The 15,656-nt window shown below is 73.0% G+C and carries 13 protein-coding genes; 6 read left to right on the top strand and 7 right to left on the bottom strand.

What is annotated here, in order from left to right; all coding sequences use genetic code 11:
- Positions 1–145: 145 nt before the first annotated feature.
- Positions 146–1,327: an FAD-binding oxidoreductase gene (locus HTZ82_RS05980; protein WP_175408222.1), complete on the bottom strand. Its 1,182-nt coding sequence runs from the start codon at positions 1,325–1,327 to the stop codon at positions 146–148.
- Between the two features lie 54 nt (positions 1,328–1,381).
- Positions 1,382–3,841: a collagenase gene (locus HTZ82_RS05975; RefSeq protein WP_375540786.1), complete on the bottom strand. Its 2,460-nt coding sequence runs from the start codon at positions 3,839–3,841 to the stop codon at positions 1,382–1,384.
- Between the two features lie 218 nt (positions 3,842–4,059).
- On the opposite strand from HTZ82_RS05975, the gene HTZ82_RS05970 reads away from it, so the two are divergent.
- Positions 4,060–5,448 carry an aminopeptidase P family protein gene (locus tag HTZ82_RS05970; protein ID WP_175408220.1) on the top strand — a complete coding sequence of 463 codons (1,389 nt, stop codon included), beginning with the start codon at positions 4,060–4,062 and terminating at the stop codon, positions 5,446–5,448.
- Between the two features lie 53 nt (positions 5,449–5,501).
- Positions 5,502–5,702 carry a hypothetical protein gene (locus HTZ82_RS05965; protein WP_175408219.1) on the top strand — a complete coding sequence of 67 codons (201 nt, stop codon included), beginning with the start codon at positions 5,502–5,504 and terminating at the stop codon, positions 5,700–5,702.
- Here HTZ82_RS05965 and HTZ82_RS05960 read toward each other — a convergent pair.
- Positions 5,699–6,097 (bottom strand): RidA family protein, encoded by a 399-nt coding sequence (locus HTZ82_RS05960; RefSeq protein WP_175408218.1) that lies wholly within the window; start codon positions 6,095–6,097, stop codon positions 5,699–5,701. The two genes, HTZ82_RS05965 and HTZ82_RS05960, sit on opposite strands and share 4 nt — an antisense overlap.
- Positions 6,094–7,260, bottom strand: a complete 1,167-nt coding sequence (locus HTZ82_RS05955; protein ID WP_175408217.1) for an acyl-CoA dehydrogenase family protein — start codon at positions 7,258–7,260, stop codon at positions 6,094–6,096. The genes HTZ82_RS05960 and HTZ82_RS05955 overlap by 4 nt, the downstream gene beginning before the upstream one ends.
- Before the next feature lie 89 nt (positions 7,261–7,349).
- Between HTZ82_RS05955 and HTZ82_RS05950 the strand changes: the two genes are divergently transcribed.
- Both HTZ82_RS05950 and HTZ82_RS05945 read left to right on the top strand, forming a co-directional pair.
- Positions 7,350–8,966 (top strand): AMP-binding protein, encoded by a 1,617-nt coding sequence (locus tag HTZ82_RS05950; RefSeq protein ID WP_175408216.1) that lies wholly within the window; start codon positions 7,350–7,352, stop codon positions 8,964–8,966.
- 9 nt (positions 8,967–8,975) lie between these two features.
- Positions 8,976–9,785: a PaaX family transcriptional regulator C-terminal domain-containing protein gene (locus HTZ82_RS05945; protein ID WP_175408215.1), complete on the top strand. Its 810-nt coding sequence runs from the start codon at positions 8,976–8,978 to the stop codon at positions 9,783–9,785.
- On the opposite strand, the gene HTZ82_RS05940 is transcribed toward HTZ82_RS05945, so the two are convergent.
- The 3 genes from HTZ82_RS05940 to argF form a co-directional block, all read right to left on the bottom strand.
- Positions 9,772–12,048: a bifunctional salicylyl-CoA 5-hydroxylase/oxidoreductase gene (locus HTZ82_RS05940; RefSeq protein ID WP_175408223.1), complete on the bottom strand. Its 2,277-nt coding sequence runs from the start codon at positions 12,046–12,048 to the stop codon at positions 9,772–9,774. The two genes, HTZ82_RS05945 and HTZ82_RS05940, sit on opposite strands and share 14 nt — an antisense overlap.
- A 2-nt stretch (positions 12,049–12,050) precedes the next feature.
- Entirely contained in the window at positions 12,051–12,884 is an 834-nt protein-coding gene (locus HTZ82_RS05935; RefSeq protein WP_175408214.1) for an enoyl-CoA hydratase family protein, read from the bottom strand.
- 132 nt (positions 12,885–13,016) lie between these two features.
- A complete protein-coding gene (gene argF / locus HTZ82_RS05930; protein ID WP_175408213.1) occupies positions 13,017–14,018 on the bottom strand; it encodes an ornithine carbamoyltransferase in 1,002 nt (333 codons plus the stop codon).
- Between the two features lie 177 nt (positions 14,019–14,195).
- On the opposite strand from argF, the gene HTZ82_RS05925 reads away from it, so the two are divergent.
- Both HTZ82_RS05925 and HTZ82_RS32705 read left to right on the top strand, forming a co-directional pair.
- Positions 14,196–15,395 carry a cytochrome P450 gene (locus tag HTZ82_RS05925; RefSeq protein WP_175408212.1) on the top strand — a complete coding sequence of 400 codons (1,200 nt, stop codon included), beginning with the start codon at positions 14,196–14,198 and terminating at the stop codon, positions 15,393–15,395.
- Positions 15,396–15,403: 8 nt separating this feature from the next.
- A complete protein-coding gene (locus HTZ82_RS32705) occupies positions 15,404–15,619 on the top strand; it encodes a ferredoxin (RefSeq protein WP_175408211.1) in 216 nt (71 codons plus the stop codon).
- Positions 15,620–15,656 lie beyond the last annotated feature (37 nt).

The raw sequence follows: 15,656 nt of genomic DNA, 5'->3' as shown, positions 1-15,656 counted from the left end.
CCGCTGTGCCCACCCGTTCCGCCCTGGGGGTCCCCCCTGCACGAAGTGCTTGGGGGAGGAACGACTGCCCACAGCGAAACCGGCGGTACCGGCGGCACGAACGCCCACAGCGGAACCGGCGGTCCAGGCGGTCCAGGCCGGGCGGTCATGGGGTGGCGTTGTGGTGGGGGAAGCGGTTGGGGCGGAATGGTGTCGGGGGCAGGGGTGGTGGGGTGTCGGTGAGTGCCGCGGTGACCAGGAGGGCGGTGGCCGGGGCCAGGCCGATGCCGGCGCCCTCGTGGCCGCAGGCGTGGTGGAGGCCCGGGACGCGCGGGTCGGGGCCGATGGCCGGGAGGTGATCGGGGAGGTACGGGCGGAAGCCGCAGTACGTGCGGATGGCGTGGACGTCCGCCAGGACCGGGAACAGGGCCGTGGCCTGGGCCGCGAGCCGCCGCAGGGCCTCTGTCGACAACGTACGGTCGAAGCCGACCCGCTCGCGTGTCGCGCCGATCAGGACCGGGCCCGCCGGTGTGCCCTCGACCACCGCGGACGACTGGAGGTCGGCGGACCCGCTGGCGACGTCCGCGATGTAGTCGGCGGCGTACACCTTGTGGCGGATCAGCCGGGCCGGGAGAGGTTCCGTCACCAGGACGAAGCCCCGCCGGGGCAGCACCGGGAGGTCCACGCCGGCGAGCGCGGCGAACCGCCCGCCCCACGTGCCGGTGGCGTTCACGACGGCCGGGGCGTGGACGTCGCCGCGCGGTGTGCGCACGCCCCGTACCGCGCCGCGCGCGTCGGTGAGGACGGCCGTCACCTCCTCGCCCAGCCGGACCGCCGTGCCGCCGCGGCGGGCGGCCCGCAGCAGCGCGGCCGCGGCGAGTGCGGGCTGCACCTGGGCGTCCTGCGGGTAGTGGAAGCCGCCCGCGAGGCCGGGCGCCAAGTGCGGCTCCAGGTCCCGGAGTCCGTCGGCGGGGATCTCGTGCGCGGTCACGCCCGCCGCGCGCTGCCCCGCCGCGAAGGCGCGGAGCGCGGTGAGGGCGGTCTCGTCGGGTGCGATGACGAGACCGCCCTTGAGCTCGTACTCGATGGCGTCCTCCGGTGGGAGGGCCTCGGCGAGTTCGCGCCACAGCCCCGTGGACAGCAGCGCGAGGTCGAGCTCGGGTCCCGCCTCCTTGTCGGAGACGAGGAGATTGCCTTCGCCGGCTCCTGTGGTGCCGCCGGCGACGGGGCCGCGGTCGACGACGGCGACGGAGAGGCCGGAGCGGGCCGCGTAGTAGGCGCACGCCGCTCCGACGACTCCGGCTCCGACGATCACGGCGTCGAAGGTCTCGGATCTTCTCGTGGGCACCGCAGTAATATTTCACATGTTACTGAGCCGCCACAAGGTCCGGAGCCGTTTGGATCACCTGCGCAGCGGGCCCTCACAGGTGTACGTGGACGTGCCGCCCGTGCGGTCCGACCAGATCTCGACCTCCCCGAACGCGCAGTTCATGTCCGCCAGGTTGGGGGACGCGGGCGCCGCCCGGTCGAGGAGGAAGTAGTCGACGGTCTCCGACATGTCCTTGAACACCTGGTCCGGGCTCCCCGCGTCGCCCAGGCGGGCGGTGACGCGGCCCGTGCAGAGGAAGCGCGGCATGCCCGTGTCGCCGTTGGCGGTGCACCGCGGGTCGGACGAGGTCGCACCGGCGAACGCGGCGCGCACGGCATCGGCGGTCGTCTCGCGCAGGCCGTCGTTCGGCGTGTACGTCGTGTCCGGCACGAACAGCTCCTCGACCCGCTCGATCTGCCGGTCCAGGAAGGCGTCGTAGCCGCGCTGGACCGCCGGGTCCCCGCCGAGCCGGTCGCGCCACGCGTCGAACGCCGCCGGGTCGTTCGCCCGCAGGTGCCGGTACATCTCCTTCAGGACGGCGGGCCGCTCGGTCCACAGGTACTCGAAGAACGTGCCGGCGTAACTGTAGAAGCGGAAGCCGTCGCCGGCGTACGTGGCGTGCAGGATCTGGTCGACGGTCATGCGCGGGCCGCCGCCCGCCGTGTCCCGGATGACGCTCTCGACGAGCGACTTGCGGACCGCGATGCCGTCGTCGCGGGTCGCGCCGTCGAAGAACTCGGCCGTCCCCTCGTCCATGGCGGTGGTGCGGTCGTTCTGGTACCAGGGGCCCTCACCGAAGAAACCGGGCACCGCCCAGCGGCCGTTGAGGTAGTGCACGTACTCGTGCCGGAACAGCTCCTCCAGCGTCAGCCGCGAGTCCTGCGGCACGCGCCGCTGGTAGGTGTAGAAGGTCGCGCCGCGCTCGATGTAGATGCCGCCGTTGTTCGTGTCCATCCCGGTGAGGAGCGGGTGGTAGTTCTCGTAGTCGGCGCGCGACGCGTACAGCACGATGTTCAGGGTGCTGTTGGGGTCGCCGGCGAGCGGCGCCTCGGTGCCGAGCACCCGGTGGTACTGCGCCTTGACCTGCTTGCTCGCGTAGTAGAGCTGGTCGACGGTGGCCCGGTCGAGTCCGGTGCGCACCTTCATGCTGCCGTTGTCGTACGTGTACGTGTGCGGGAACAGCAGCCGCTCGATGTCGTCCTTGCAGACGCCGTACGGCTTGCACGCCTGGTAGTAGTTGAGCCACGACGCGAGCTTGGCCCACGGGGCGCTCCCCCGGCCCCAGTCGGCGGTCACCGGGTCGAGGAGGGCGCCCAGGTCGGTGACGATGTGGTTGCGGAGGGAGCCGATCTCGCCGAAGCGCGCGTACTCGGAGAGCGCGTCGCGCACGATCCACTCGTTGGGCGTGCCCTTGAGGTGGGTGCGGTCAGCGAAGGCGCGGAAGGCGGCGCGGTAGGCGTCGTTGCGGGCGACGACGGTGCGGAACGACGTGTCGTTGTTGCCGGAGTAGAGGCCCAGGTAGTTGACGGAGAGGCCGGCGAGTACGGCGCCGCCCCAGGACGGGTCCGCGTACGTCTCGGGGTGGTAGCGGTCCATGGTGGCCAGGACCTTGCGTATCAGGTCGAGCTGGGAGTGACGCAGTCCCGGGGCGCTGCCGGTGTAGAGGGCCTCGCGGAGGGTCTCGGCGTTGGTGCGGGTGACGTCGAAGGTGCGGGACGCGGTGCCGAAGTAGTAGATGGCGCGGCGCATGGCCTCGGCGGTCGGGGCGTCGGTGACGTCGATCTCGCCGCGTGAGTGGTCGTGGTACACGACGGCGTGGAGGTACGTGAACATCTCCAGCAGGTGGCTGGAGTTGCGGCCGTCGTGCGACCCGGCGAGTGCGGTGGCGCGCCGGGACACGGCCTGGACGTGGGCGTCGGACATGACGGGCGCGAGGCGGGCGTCCCAGGTCCAGATGAGGCCGCGGAGGCAGCCGTCGGCGGTGACGGCCGGGTCCGCGAGGAAGTCGGCGAACTGCTCGGGGCCGAGACGTGTGACGCCGTCGAGGGTGCAGGGCGCGGTAGTGGTGGTGCTGGTGCGCGAAGGTCCGTGGGTGGTGCTGCCGTCAGCCGTCGGCCGGGTGAGAGTGCTGTCGGCGGTCTTCTGCCGGCCGGAGGTGCTGTCGGCGGTCTTCTGCCGGCCGGAGGTGCTGTCGGTGGTCTTCTGCCGGCCGGGGGTGCGGCCGTCGGCGCGGTGGTCGCCGGGGGCGTCGGCGGTGGGGGCGGCCGGGGCCGGGGCCTTGCCGAGGTGGAGCACCTCGTCGTGCGGGTGGTGGTCGTCGCGGCCTTCGGGACCCGGGGCGGCGGCCGGCGCCGCTCCGGACGGCTGGGCAGCCGCCGTGTGGGCGGGTCCGGCGGCCGTGCCGAGCAGCGCGGTGGTGACGGCGGCGGCGAGGAGGGCGGTGCGCAGGGATCTGCGCCCGGGCAGGGCGGACAGACGTGGTTTCTGGAACACCTTTGCGGCTCCTGGTGTGTGTGGGAGGTGATGGGGGGTGCGTTCGCGCCCCCTCTTCGGGCGCGAACGTCCGTGCCGCAGCGGCGGGTTGCCCACACGCTTGAGGCGTGCATGCCACTGCAATGTGAGCTGTAACATAGTAATGTGAAATTGCACTGACAACCCCTCTGCTCTCACCCGTTGCGGAGAAACGCACCGGCGAACCTCCGGGAGGCCCGATGAACGACAGCCACGACCGCCCCCGTATCGGCAGCCACGACCTGTCCGTCTCCACCGAGTTGGCCCGCTTCATGGGCCAGGACTGGGCGCCGTCACCCCTGCCGCTCGACGCCCGCGTGCCCGCAAGGGCCGTCACGCCCGCCCGGCGCGCACGTCTGTCGGCCCGCTTCCCGGGCGAGCGACTGGTGGTCCCGGCGGGCGCGTTGAGGGTGCGCTCCAACGACTGCGACCACCGCTTCCGGCCGTACAGCGCGTACGCCTGGCTCACCGGCCTGACCGGCGAGGACCAGCCGGGCCACGTCCTCGTGATGGAGCCGTCGGGCCCGCACGACCACGAGGCCGTCCTGTATCTGCGCCCCCGCTCGCCGCGCGCCGGCGACACCGAGCGGTCCGGCGACGCGTTCTACCGCGACCGCCGCTACGGCGAGTTCTGGGTCGGCCGGCGCCCCGACCTGGCCGAGGCCGAGCGCCTCACCGGCATCCGCTGCGCCGACCTCGACGACCTGCGCGGCACGCTCCCGCCGGGCCGCGAGCCGTCCACGGACCCGGAGCTGGCCGCCGCGCTGTCCGAACTGCGCCTGGTGAAGGACACGTGGGAGGTGGAGCAGCTCCAGCTCGCCGTCGACCACACGACAGCCGGCTTCGAGGACGTCGTACGGTCCCTCCCGCAGGCCCTGGCCCACGCGCGCGGCGAGCGCTGGATCGAGGGCGTCTTCGGACTGCGTGCCCGCGCGGAGGGCAACGGCACGGGGTACGAGACCATCGCCGCCTCCGGCGCCCACGCCTGCGTCCTGCACTGGACGCGCAACGACGGCCCCCTGGACCCCTCCGACCTGCTGCTCCTGGACGCGGGCGTGGAGACCGACACGCTCTACACCGCCGACATCACCCGCACCCTCCCGCTCTCCGGCCGCTTCTCACCGGTCCAGCGCCAGGTGTACGAACTGGTGCTCGCCGCCCAGGAGGCCGGCATGGCGGCCGTACGGCCCGGGGCCAGGTTCCGTGACTTCCACCGCGCCGCGATGCGGGTCATCGCGGAGGGCCTGGCCGAGTGGGGCGTCCTCAAGGACCCGGAGGGCGACCTGCACCGGCGCTACACGCTCTGCAGCAGCGGCCACATGCTGGGCATCGACGTCCACGACTGCGCCCAGGCCCGCGCGGAGACGTACCTGGACGGCGTCCTGGAGGAGGGCCAGGTCCTGACCGTCGAACCCGGCCTCTACCTCCAGCCCGACGACCTCACCCTCCCGCCCGAACTCCGCGGCATCGGCGTCCGCGTCGAGGACGACCTGGTGGTGACTTCCGACGGCGCGCGCCTGATGTCGTCCGCCCTGCCGCGCACCCCGGACGGCATCGAGGAGTGGATGGGGAACCTGCTGGACTCCTGACTCCCTTGATCTCAAGTGCGGTTGAGCCCGTTGTCACGTACATCCGGGACGCGATGGCCCGCGTCGACGTGGCGCAGCCCGAGTGGTGGGCCCTGAACCGCGTGGACGCCGGCGGGCGGGGGCCGGCCCTGGGGGAGGTGACCGCCTCGCTCGGCGAGCTGTCGGGCGGCGACCGTGAGGTGTCGAGGGTCGTCGCCCTCAAGGTCCTGCGTCGGATGATCCGCAACATAGAGGGCGCGTCCGCGCAGTCCTAGGGCAGGACCGCGAAGCCGTCGAGTTCGACCAGGGCCTGTTCGTCCCAGAGGCGTACGACGCCGATGACGGCCATGGCCGGGTAGTCGCGGCCCGCCAGGCGGCGCCAGACGCGGCCGAGTTCGGGGGCGTGGGCGCGGTAGGCGGCGACGTCCGTCGCGTAGACCGTGACGCGGGCCAGGTCGGCGGGGGTTCCGCCGGCGGCGGCGAGGGCGGCCAGGAGGTTGGTCAGGGCCTTCTCGAACTGGTCCGGGAGGGTGTCCCCGGTGACCTTGCCGTCCCCGTCCAGGGCGGTCTGGCCCGCCAGGAAGACCAGGCGGCTCCCGGTGGCGGTGACGGCGTGCGAGAAGCCGGTCGGCGGGGACAGTTCGGGCGGGTTGACGCGGTGCGGGGTCATGGCGTGGGCTCCTCCTGGCGGGTGGCCTGCAGCTCCTGCGTGTACCGCTCCTGCGCGTACAGCTCCTTCGCGATGATCGTGCGCTGTACTTCCGTCGCGCCTTCGTAGACGCGGGGCGCGCGGACCTCGCGGTAGAGGTGTTCCAGCAGGTGGCCGCGTTGCAGGCCGCGGGCGCCGTGGAGCTGGACCGCGGCGTCGACGACGTACTGGGCGGTCTCCGTGGCCAGGAGCTTCGCCATCGCCGCGCGGGCGCGTACGTCGGAGGCTCCCGTGTCGTGGGCCTCGGCGGCCGCGTACACGAGAAGGCGGGCGGCCTCCGTGCGGGTGGCCATCTCGGCGACCTGGTGGGCGACCGTCTGGAGGTCCTTCAGTGGGCCCCCGAAGGCCTGACGGGTCGCGGTGTGGGCGAGGCTCGCGTCCAGCGCCGCCTGGGCCATGCCGACGGCGAACGCGCCGACGCTGGGGCGGAAGAGGTTCAGGGTGTGCATGGCCACGCGGAAGCCCGCGTCGACCTCGCCCAGCACGTCGGCACGGTCGACCGGGACGCCGTCGAAGGTCAGGGCGCCGATGGGGTGGGGTGACAGCATCTCCAGCGGCTCGCCCGTCAGGCCCGGGCGGTCGGCGGGGACGAGGAACGCCGTGACGCCGCGGGCGCCGGCCCCCTCGGCCGTACGGGCGAAGACGGTGCAGACGTCGGCCTCCGGGGCGTTGGAGATCCAGCGTTTCTCGCCCGTGAGGCGCCAGCGGCCCTCGCCGTCCGGGTCGGCGCGCAGCGACAGCGCCGCGGCGTCCGAGCCCGCGTCCGGCTCACTGAGCGCGAAGGCCGCGACGGTCCGCCCCGCCGTCACGCCCGGCAGCACCCGCTCCCGCTGGTCCGGTGTGCCGAACGCGGCGACCGGGTGAGCTCCGAGGCCCTGGAGGGCCAGGGCCGTCTCCGCCTCCGTACAGGCGTACGCGAGGGACTCCCGCATCAGGCACAGGTCGAGGGCGCCCGCCGTGAACAGGCGGCTGATCAGGCCGAGTTCGCCGAGCGCCGCGACCAGCGGGCGGTTCACTCGGCCGGGTTCCGCCTTCTCCGCGAGCGGGCGCAGGCGTTCCGCGGCGAGCGCGCGGAGCTCCGCACACCAGGCGGTTTGTGACGGTTCGAGAGAGAATACCGGCATCGAGCCCCCATCTATCGCGGACCGTTGACTGTCGTCACCTTCACGATACGCTCGTGGAGCGAGCCCACCACTGACAAGGGGGCGCACTCATGGATCTGACGCCTTCGGCGCATCTGGACAGCTTTTCCCGCGACCGTCTGCCGCCCCGCGAGCAGTGGCCGGACATCGTCTTCGACCTGCCCGAGCTGCGGTACCCCGAACGGGTCAACTGCGGCGCGGAGCTGCTGGACCGCACGGTCGAGCGGTTCGGCGGCGCCCGGCCCGCGTTCCGGGACGGCGCGGGCGGGGTGTGGACGTACGGCGAACTGCGCGACCGGGTCGACCGGATCGCCCACACCCTGACCTCCTCGCTTGGCGTCGTGCCCGGCAACCGGGTCCTGCTGCGCGGCCCCACCACGCCGTGGCTGGCCGCCTGCTGGCTGGCCGTCATGAAGGCGGGCGCCGTGGCCGTGACCGTGCTGGCGCAGCAGCGGCCGCGGGAGCTGGCCGTGATGTGCGAGATGGCGGCCGTCAGCCACGCCCTCTGCGACATCCGGTCGGTCGACGACCTGGTGAAGGCCGAGGTGCCGGGGCTGCGGATCACGGCGTACGGCGGTGACGCGCCCGACGACCTGCTGCGGCTGGCCGCGCGCGCATCCGCGGAGCCGTACGAGGCGGTGGACACGGCCGCCGACGACGTCGCGCTGATCGCCTTCACGTCGGGGACGACCGGACGGCCCAAGGGGTGCATGCACTTCCACCGCGATGTGCTGGCCGTCGCGGACACGTTCTCGGCGCGCGTGCTGAAGCCGGAACCGGAGGACCTGTTCGCCGGGTCGCCGCCCCTCGGGTTCACGTTCGGGCTCGGCGGACTGGTGATCTTCCCGTTGCGGGCGGGCGCGTCCGCGCTGCTCCTGGAGCAGTCGGGGCCGAAGCAGCTCCTGCCGGCGATCGCCGAGCACCGTGTGTCGGTGCTGTTCACGGCGCCCACGGCGTACCGCGTGATGCTGGACGAGCTCGCCACGCGCGCGTACGACATCTCCTCGCTGCGGCTGTGCGTGTCGGCCGGCGAGAACCTGCCGGAGGCGACCTGGCACGCCTGGCGGGAGCGGACCGGGCTGAGGCTCATCAACGGCATCGGCGCGACCGAGCTGCTGCACATCTTCGTCTCGGCCGCCGGGGACGCCGCCAGGCCCGGCACGACCGGGGTGCCCGTGCCCGGGTGGCAGGCGCGCGTGGTGGACGCGGCGGGCCGCCCTGTCCCGGACGGCGAGGAGGGGCTGCTCGCGGTGCGCGGCCCGGTCGGCTGCCGCTATCTGGCCGACGAGCGGCAGCGCGAGTACGTCCGCGACGGCTGGAACCTCACGGGCGACACGTACGTCCGCGAGCCCGACGGCTATCTGCGGTACGTCGCCCGCGCCGACGACATGATCATCTCGGCCGGTTACAACATCGCGGGCCCGCAGGTCGAGGAGGCGCTGCTGGCCCACCCGGACGTGCTGGAGGCGGCGGTCGTGGGCCGCCCGGACGAGCGGCGCGGGCAGGTCGTCGTGGCGTACACCGTGCTGCGCGACGGGCTGCCGCGCGACGGGACGACGGCGGACGCGCTGCGCGCTTTCGTACGGTCCCGGCTGGTGCCGTACAAGTGCCCGCGCGAGATCGTGTTCCTCGACGCACTGCCGCGTACGGCGACGGGGAAGCTGCAGCGGTTCAAGCTGCGTGCCTAAAGTGATCGCGTGGCCGAGCAGCACACTCCGCGTTCCCTGATCGTCTCCCTGTACGGCGCGTACGGGAGGACGCCCGACGACGCCCCCATGCCGGTGGCCGAGCTGATCCGGCTCCTGGGGGCGCTGGGCGTCGACGCGCCGTCCGTACGGTCGTCGGTGTCCCGGCTGAAACGGCGCGGGCTGCTGGTGCCGCGGCGCACGGCGGACGGGGCGGCCGGGTACGCCCTTTCGGAGGACGCCCGGCAGCTCCTGGACGACGGCGACCGGCGCATCTACGCGCGCGAGGAGCCGAAGCTCGCAGACGGCTGGGTCCTGGCCGTCTTCTCCGTCCCGGAGCAGGAACGCCACAAGCGCCACCTGCTGCGCTCCCGCCTGTCCCGGCTGGGCTTCGGGGCGGCGGCACCGGGCGTGTGGATCGCCCCGGCGGCCCTGTACGAGGAGACCCGCCACACCCTCCAGCGGCTGCACCTCGACCCGTACGTCGACTTCTTCCGCGGCGAGCACCTGGGGTTCACCCCGACGGCCGAGGCGGTGGGCCGCTGGTGGGACCTGGCGGCGATCGCCAAGCAGCACGAGGAGTTCCTGGACCGCCACGAGCCGGTGCTGCGCCACTGGCAGAGGACGACGGGCTCCCCTGAGGACGCGTACCGCGACTACCTCCTGGCCCTCGACTCCTGGCGCCGCCTCCCCTACGCCGACCCCGGCCTGCCGGAGGAACTGCTCCCGGCGGGCTGGCCGGGCGCCCGGGCCGCGGAGGTCTTCGCGGAGCTCCACACCCGCCTCCGCGACCTGGGCGCCGGATTCGTCACGGGCGCGTGAGGGTCAGCCGGGGTTTCGGGGCGTCCGTACGGCCTGTGGGGGGTTTACGGCTGCCCGCGCGGTACGGGGCGGGCCAGGGGGCGGCGGGGCCCGTGTAGGACTGGTCCGCGGCGGCGTGCAGCGTCCAGTGCGGGTCGTACAGGTGGGGGCGGGCGAGGGCGCACAGGTCGGCGCGGCCGGCGAGGACGAGGCTGTTGACGTCGTCCCAGGACGAGATCGCGCCCACCGCGATGACGGGGACCCCGAGGGCGTTGCGGATGCGGTCGGCGTACGGCGTCTGGTACGAGCGGCCGTACTCGGGGCGCTCGTCGGGCACGACCTGCCCGGTGGACACGTCGATCGCGTCGGCGCCGTGCGCGGCGAAGGCGCGGGCGATCTCGACGGCGTCGTCGGCGGTGGTACCGCCGGGCGCCCAGTCGGTGGCGGAGACGCGGACGGTCATGGGCCGGTCGCCGGGCCACGCCTCCCGTACCGCGTCGAAGACCTCCAGCGGGTAGCGGAGGCGGTTCTCCAAGGGGCCGCCGTACGCGTCGGTGCGGTGGTTGGCCAGCGGCGAAAGGAAGCCGGACAGCAGGTAGCCGTGGGCGCAGTGGAGTTCCAGGAGGTCGAAGCCCGCCGCCGCGGCGCGGCGGGCCGCGGACACGAACTGCTCGCGGATCCGCCGCATGCCGGCGCTGTCCAGGGCGTGCGGCGTCTGGTTCACGCCCGGGCGGTACGGCAGCGGGGACGCGGCGACCAGGGGCCAGTTGCCCTGGTCGAGGGGCTGGTCGATGCCCTCCCACATCAGCTTGGTCGAGCCCTTGCGGCCGGAGTGGCCGAGCTGGACGCCGATCGCCGTGCCCGGTGACCGGGTGTGCGTGAAGTCGGTGACGCGCCGCCAGGCCGCCGCCTGTTCGTCCGTGTACAGGCCCGTGCAGCCGGGTGTGATGCGGCCCTCGGGGCTGACGCAGACCATCTCGGTCATGACGAGTCCCGCGCCGCCGAGTGCGCGGGCGCCCAGGTGGACGAGGTGGAAGTCGCCGGGGATGCCGTCCTCCGCCATGTACAGGTCCATGGGTGAGACGACGACCCGGTTGCGGAGGGTCAGTCCGCGCAGCCGGAACGGCGTGAACATGGGCGGGGTGCCGGGCGGGCAGCCGAAGTCGCGCTCGACGGCGTCCGTGAAGGCGGGGTCGCGCAGGCGCAGGTTGTCGTGGGTGACGCGGCGGCTGCGCGTGAGGAGGTTGAACGCGAACTGGCGCGGCGGCTGGTCCACGTAGCCGGCGAGCTCCTCGAACCAGCGGAGGCTCGCCGCCGCGGCCCGCTGCGTGGACGCGACGACCGGGCGGCGCTCCTCCTCGTACGCGGTGAGGGCCCGGCCGAGTGTCGGCTGCTCCTCGACGCAGGCGGCCAGCGCGAGGGCGTCCTCGACGGCGAGCTTGGTGCCGGAGCCGATGGAGAAGTGCGCGGTGTGCGCGGCGTCGCCGAGGAGGACGATCCGGCCGTCGTGCGACCAGCGCTCGTTGACGACCGTGCGGAAGGTCGTCCAGGTGGAGTGGCCGGCCCGCAGGGGGCGGCCGCGCAGCGCCTCCGAGAAGATCTTGGCGCAGCGGGCGACGGACTCGCCGGTGTCGAGTTCGTCGAACCCGGCTGCCCGCCATACCTCTTCGCGCATCTCGATGATGACTGTCGAGGAGTCGGCCGCGTAGGGGTAGCCGTGGAGCTGCATCACACCGTGTTCGGTCTCGGCGATCTCGAAGCGGAACGCGTCGAACGCGAAGTCCGCGGCGAGCCAGATGTAGCGGCACCGGTGGGGCGTGAGGTGCGGCCGGAAGACGTCGGCGTGGGCCTCGCGGGTGCGGCTGTGGATGCCGTCGGCGGCGATGACCAGGTCGTACGCCGTGGCGAGTTCGGCGGCGGGCGGGGCCTCGGTGCGGAAGCGGAGCCGTACGCCGATCTCGGTGCAGCGGGCGTGCAGGATCTCCAGGAGCCGGCGGCGGCCGAGCGCGGCGAAGCCGTGGCCGCCGGAGGTGAGGAGACGGCCGCGGTGGACGATGTCGATGTCGTCCCAGCGGACGAACTCCCGCTGGAGGGCCTCGTACACGGCCGGGTCGGCGTGCTCGATGCCGCCGAGGGTCTCGTCGGACAGGACGACGCCGAAGCCGAAGGTGTCGTCGGGCGCGTTGCGTTCCCAGACGGTGACGTCGCGGGCCGGGTCGAGGCGCTTGAGGAGGGCGGCGGCGTAGAGCCCGCCGGGGCCGCCCCCGATGACGGCGACGCGCATGGTCACCGCCCCCGCCACTTGGGGGGCCGCTTCTCGGTGAAGGCGGCGTGGAACTCGGCGTAGTCCTCACCGTTCATGAGGAGCGCCTGCGTGCTGGCGTCGAGTTCGACGGACGCCGCGAGCGGCATGTCGAGCTCGGCGGTGAGGAGCGCCTTGGTCTGCGCGTACGCGAGGGCGGGCCCGTCCGCGAGCTGCCGGGCGAGCTCGGCGGCGCGGGTGTCGGCGTGGCCCTCGTCGGTGAGTTCGCTGACGAGTCCGATGCGTTCGGCCTCGGTGGCCCGGACGGGCTCTCCGAGTATGAGGAGCCGGGTCGCGTGTCCTAGGCCGACGACGCGGGGCAGGAGGTAGGCGGCGCCCATGTCGCCGCCGGACAGGCCGACCTTCGTGAAGAGGAACGCGAAGCGGGCGGACGGGTCGGCGATCCGGAAGTCCGCGGCGAGCGCGAGCACGGCCCCGGCCCCGGCGGCGACACCGTGGACGGCGGCGATCACCGGGAACGGGCATTCGCGGACGGCGCGCACGACCTGGCCGGTCATCCGGTTGAAGTCGAGGAGTCGCGCGGTGTCCATGGCGAGGGTGGCGCCGATGATGTCGTCGACGTCGCCTCCGGAGCAGAAGCCGCGGCCCTCGCCTGCGAGGACGAGGGCGCGTACGGAGCGCTCCCGGGACAGCTGGGCGAGGAGGTCGCGGAGGTCGGCGTAGGCGCCGAAGGTGAGGGCGTTGAGCCGGGCGGGCCGGGCGAGCGTGACGGTGGCGACGCCGTCGTCCACCGTCAGTCGCAGATGCTGCCAGGCCTCGGCCTCGGTACGGGGCGCGGAACCGGTGAACGGGCTCATGCGGTGCGGCCTCCTGTGACGTCGTCGTCGACGCTGGTGCCTTGCTTCCCTGCCTGCTTGCGTGGCTGCTCGCTTGCCTGCTCCGAAGCTATCACCGTTCCATGACTGTCGTCACCGGAGCGCGATACGGGGTTACTCCGCCAGGGTTGCCACCATGACGGCCTTGATGGTGTGGAGCCGGTTCTCGGCCTGGTCGAAGACCACGGAGTGCGCGGACTCGAAGACCTCGTCGCTGACCTCCAGCTCGGCCAGGCCGTACTTCTCGTGGACCTCGCGGCCGACGGCGGTGCCGAGGTCGTGGAAGGCCGGCAGGCAGTGCAGAAACTTGACCTGCGGGTTTCCGGCGGCGCGCAGGACGTCCATGGTGACGGCGTACGGGGCGAGGGCGGCGATGCGCTCGCCCCACACCTCCTTGGGCTCACCCATGGAGACCCACACGTCCGTGGCGACGAAGTCGGCGCCCAGGACACCCTCCGCCACGTCTTCGGTGAGCGTGATGCGCGCGCCGCTCGCCTCGGCGGCCGCGTGGGCCTGCGCGACGACGCTGTCGGCCGGCCAGTAGGCCTTGGGGGCGACGATCCGGATGTCCATACCGAGGAGGGCGCCGGTGACCAGGTAGGAGTTGCCCATGTTGTAGCGGGCGTCACCGAGGTAGGCGAAGGCGACCTGGCCGAGCGGTTTGTCGGTGTGCTCGGTGACGGTGAGCACGTCGGCGAGCATCTGCGTGGGGTGCCAGTCGTCGGTGAGGCCGTTGTAGACGGGGACGCCGGCGTGGGCGGCCAGCTCCTCGACGGCGTCCTGGCTGCTGCCCCGGAACTCGATGGCGTCGAACATCCGGCCGAGGACGCGGGCGGTGTCCCTGACGGACTCCTTGTGGCCGAGCTGGGAGCCGGAAGGGTCGAGATAGGTGGTGGAGGCGCCCTGGTCGGCCGCGGCGACCTCGAAGGCACAGCGGGTGCGCGTGGAGGTCTTCTCGAAGATCAGGGCGATGTTCCTGCCCCGGAGCCGCTGGACCTCGGCCCCCGCCTTCTTGGCCGCCTTGAGCTCGGCGGCCAGGTCGACGAGGCCGCGGAACTCCTCGGCGGTGAAGTCCAGCTCCTTGAGGAAGGGGCGGCCGGTCAGGTCGGTGGCCATGGGCGCTCCTGGGTCGGGCGTACGGGACCATGGAAGTGTATACGATGCTTAGCATTCTTATACAGACAGTGCGGTGCGCGTGCGGTGCGGCACCGCCACGTTACGCACGGTTGACCGTCCCTCGCGGCCCACCTAGGTTCGTGAGCGGCTGCTTACCCCAGGGGAAGGTCACCCGCGATGACGACCACCGAAGAGCAGACACCGACACCGCTCGCCTACCCGTTCAACGAACCGGAGGGGCTGGACCTGGCCGAGGCGTACGCTGAAGCGCTCGACCGTCCCGGACTGTTACGCGTCCGCATGGCCTACGGCGAGCCGGCCTGGCTCGCGACCCGGTACGCCGACGCCCGTCTCGTACTCGGCGACCGGCGCTTCAGCCGGGCGGAGGCGCTGCGGCACGACGAGCCGCGGCAGTCCGAGGGCCGCCAGGACAGCGGCATCCTCAGCATGGACCCGCCCGAGCACACCCGGCTGCGCACCCTCGTGGCGAAGGCCTTCACGGTCCACCGCGTGGAGAAGATGAGACCCCAGGTACGGGAGCTGGCGCACGGCTTCCTGGACGAGATGGAGGCCGCCGGGCCGCCCGTCGACCTCGTCGACCGCTACGCCCTGCCCATTCCGGTCGCCGTCATCTGCCGCATGCTCGGCGTACCGGAGGAGGACCGGCCCAGGTTCCGCGTGTGGAGCGACGCCGCCCTGTCGACGAGCTCGCTCACCGCCGAGGAGTTCCTGCGCCACCGCGACGAACTGCGCGCCTACATGGCCGGGTTGATCGAGGACCACCGCGCGCACCCGCGTGCCGACCTGATGACGGCGCTGATCGAGGCTCGCGACACCGGCGACCGGCTGACCGAGCTCGAACTCGTCGACCTGTGCGTCGGCATCCTCGTCGCCGGGCACGAGACCACCGCCAGCCAGATCCCCAACTTCCTGTACGCCCTCCTCGAACACCCCGACCAGCTCAAGCTGCTGCGCGAGCGCCCGGACCTCACGGCGGGCGCGGTCGAGGAGCTGCTGCGGTTCGTGCCGCTCGGCAGCGCCGCCGCGTTCCCGCGCTACGCCACGGAGGACATCGAGGTGGGCGGCACCCTGGTCCGTGCGGGCGAGCCGGTGCTGGTGGCGGTGGGCGCGGCCAACCGCGACGCGCTGAAGTTCGACGCGCCGGGCAGGCTCGACATCACCCGCACCGGTGTGCAGCACCTCGGCTTCGGCCACGGCGTCCACCACTGCCTGGGCGCGCCGCTGGCCCGCCTGGAGCTCCAGGAGGCGGTGCAGGCGCTGATCACCCGCTTCCCCGGGCTCCATCTGGCGGGCGACGTGGTCTGGAAGAACCAGATGCTGGTGCGCGGCCCGCGCGAGATGCCGGTGGGGTGGTGAGGGGCCGCGTGACCTGGAGCGTGGAGATCGACCAGGGGCAGTGCCTGGGCTCCGGCATGTGCGCGGGCCTCGCCCCCGATCTGTTCCGTCCGGAGGGCGCGAGCGCCGAGCCGGTACGGAAGGAGATCGCCGCCGACGAGCGGGCCCTGGACGCGGCCGACCAGTGCCCGGCCCTGGCCATCGTCGTCCGCGACGGCCGGCACACGGTGGGCCCACGCCGCTGAGGCGGACGCCGGGGCGGGGTACGTGCGCCGGCCACCG

It is taken from the genome of Streptomyces sp. TRM64462 (assembly GCF_013362995.1).
Classification (GTDB): domain Bacteria; phylum Actinomycetota; class Actinomycetes; order Streptomycetales; family Streptomycetaceae; genus Streptomyces.
The sequence above is the reverse complement of the archived record's forward strand: the minus strand, read 5'-3'. Positions and strand labels throughout refer to the sequence as shown.

Excerpts from the sequence above, each read along its gene's own strand:
- HTZ82_RS05940 (WP_175408223.1), bottom strand. The coding sequence starts at position 12,048 with ATGCGCGTCGCCGTCATCGGGGGCGGCCCCGGCGGGCTCTACGCCGCC.
- HTZ82_RS05970 (WP_175408220.1), top strand. The coding sequence starts at position 4,060 with ATGAACGACAGCCACGACCGCCCCCGTATCGGCAGCCACGACCTGTCC.
- HTZ82_RS05965 (WP_175408219.1), top strand. The coding sequence starts at position 5,502 with ATGGCCCGCGTCGACGTGGCGCAGCCCGAGTGGTGGGCCCTGAACCGC.
- HTZ82_RS05925 (WP_175408212.1), top strand. The coding sequence starts at position 14,196 with ATGACGACCACCGAAGAGCAGACACCGACACCGCTCGCCTACCCGTTC.
- HTZ82_RS05960 (WP_175408218.1), bottom strand. The coding sequence starts at position 6,097 with ATGACCCCGCACCGCGTCAACCCGCCCGAACTGTCCCCGCCGACCGGC.
- HTZ82_RS05935 (WP_175408214.1), bottom strand. The coding sequence starts at position 12,884 with ATGAGCCCGTTCACCGGTTCCGCGCCCCGTACCGAGGCCGAGGCCTGG.
- HTZ82_RS05955 (WP_175408217.1), bottom strand. The coding sequence starts at position 7,260 with ATGCCGGTATTCTCTCTCGAACCGTCACAAACCGCCTGGTGTGCGGAG.
- argF (WP_175408213.1), bottom strand. The coding sequence starts at position 14,018 with ATGGCCACCGACCTGACCGGCCGCCCCTTCCTCAAGGAGCTGGACTTC.
- HTZ82_RS05950 (WP_175408216.1), top strand. The coding sequence starts at position 7,350 with ATGGATCTGACGCCTTCGGCGCATCTGGACAGCTTTTCCCGCGACCGT.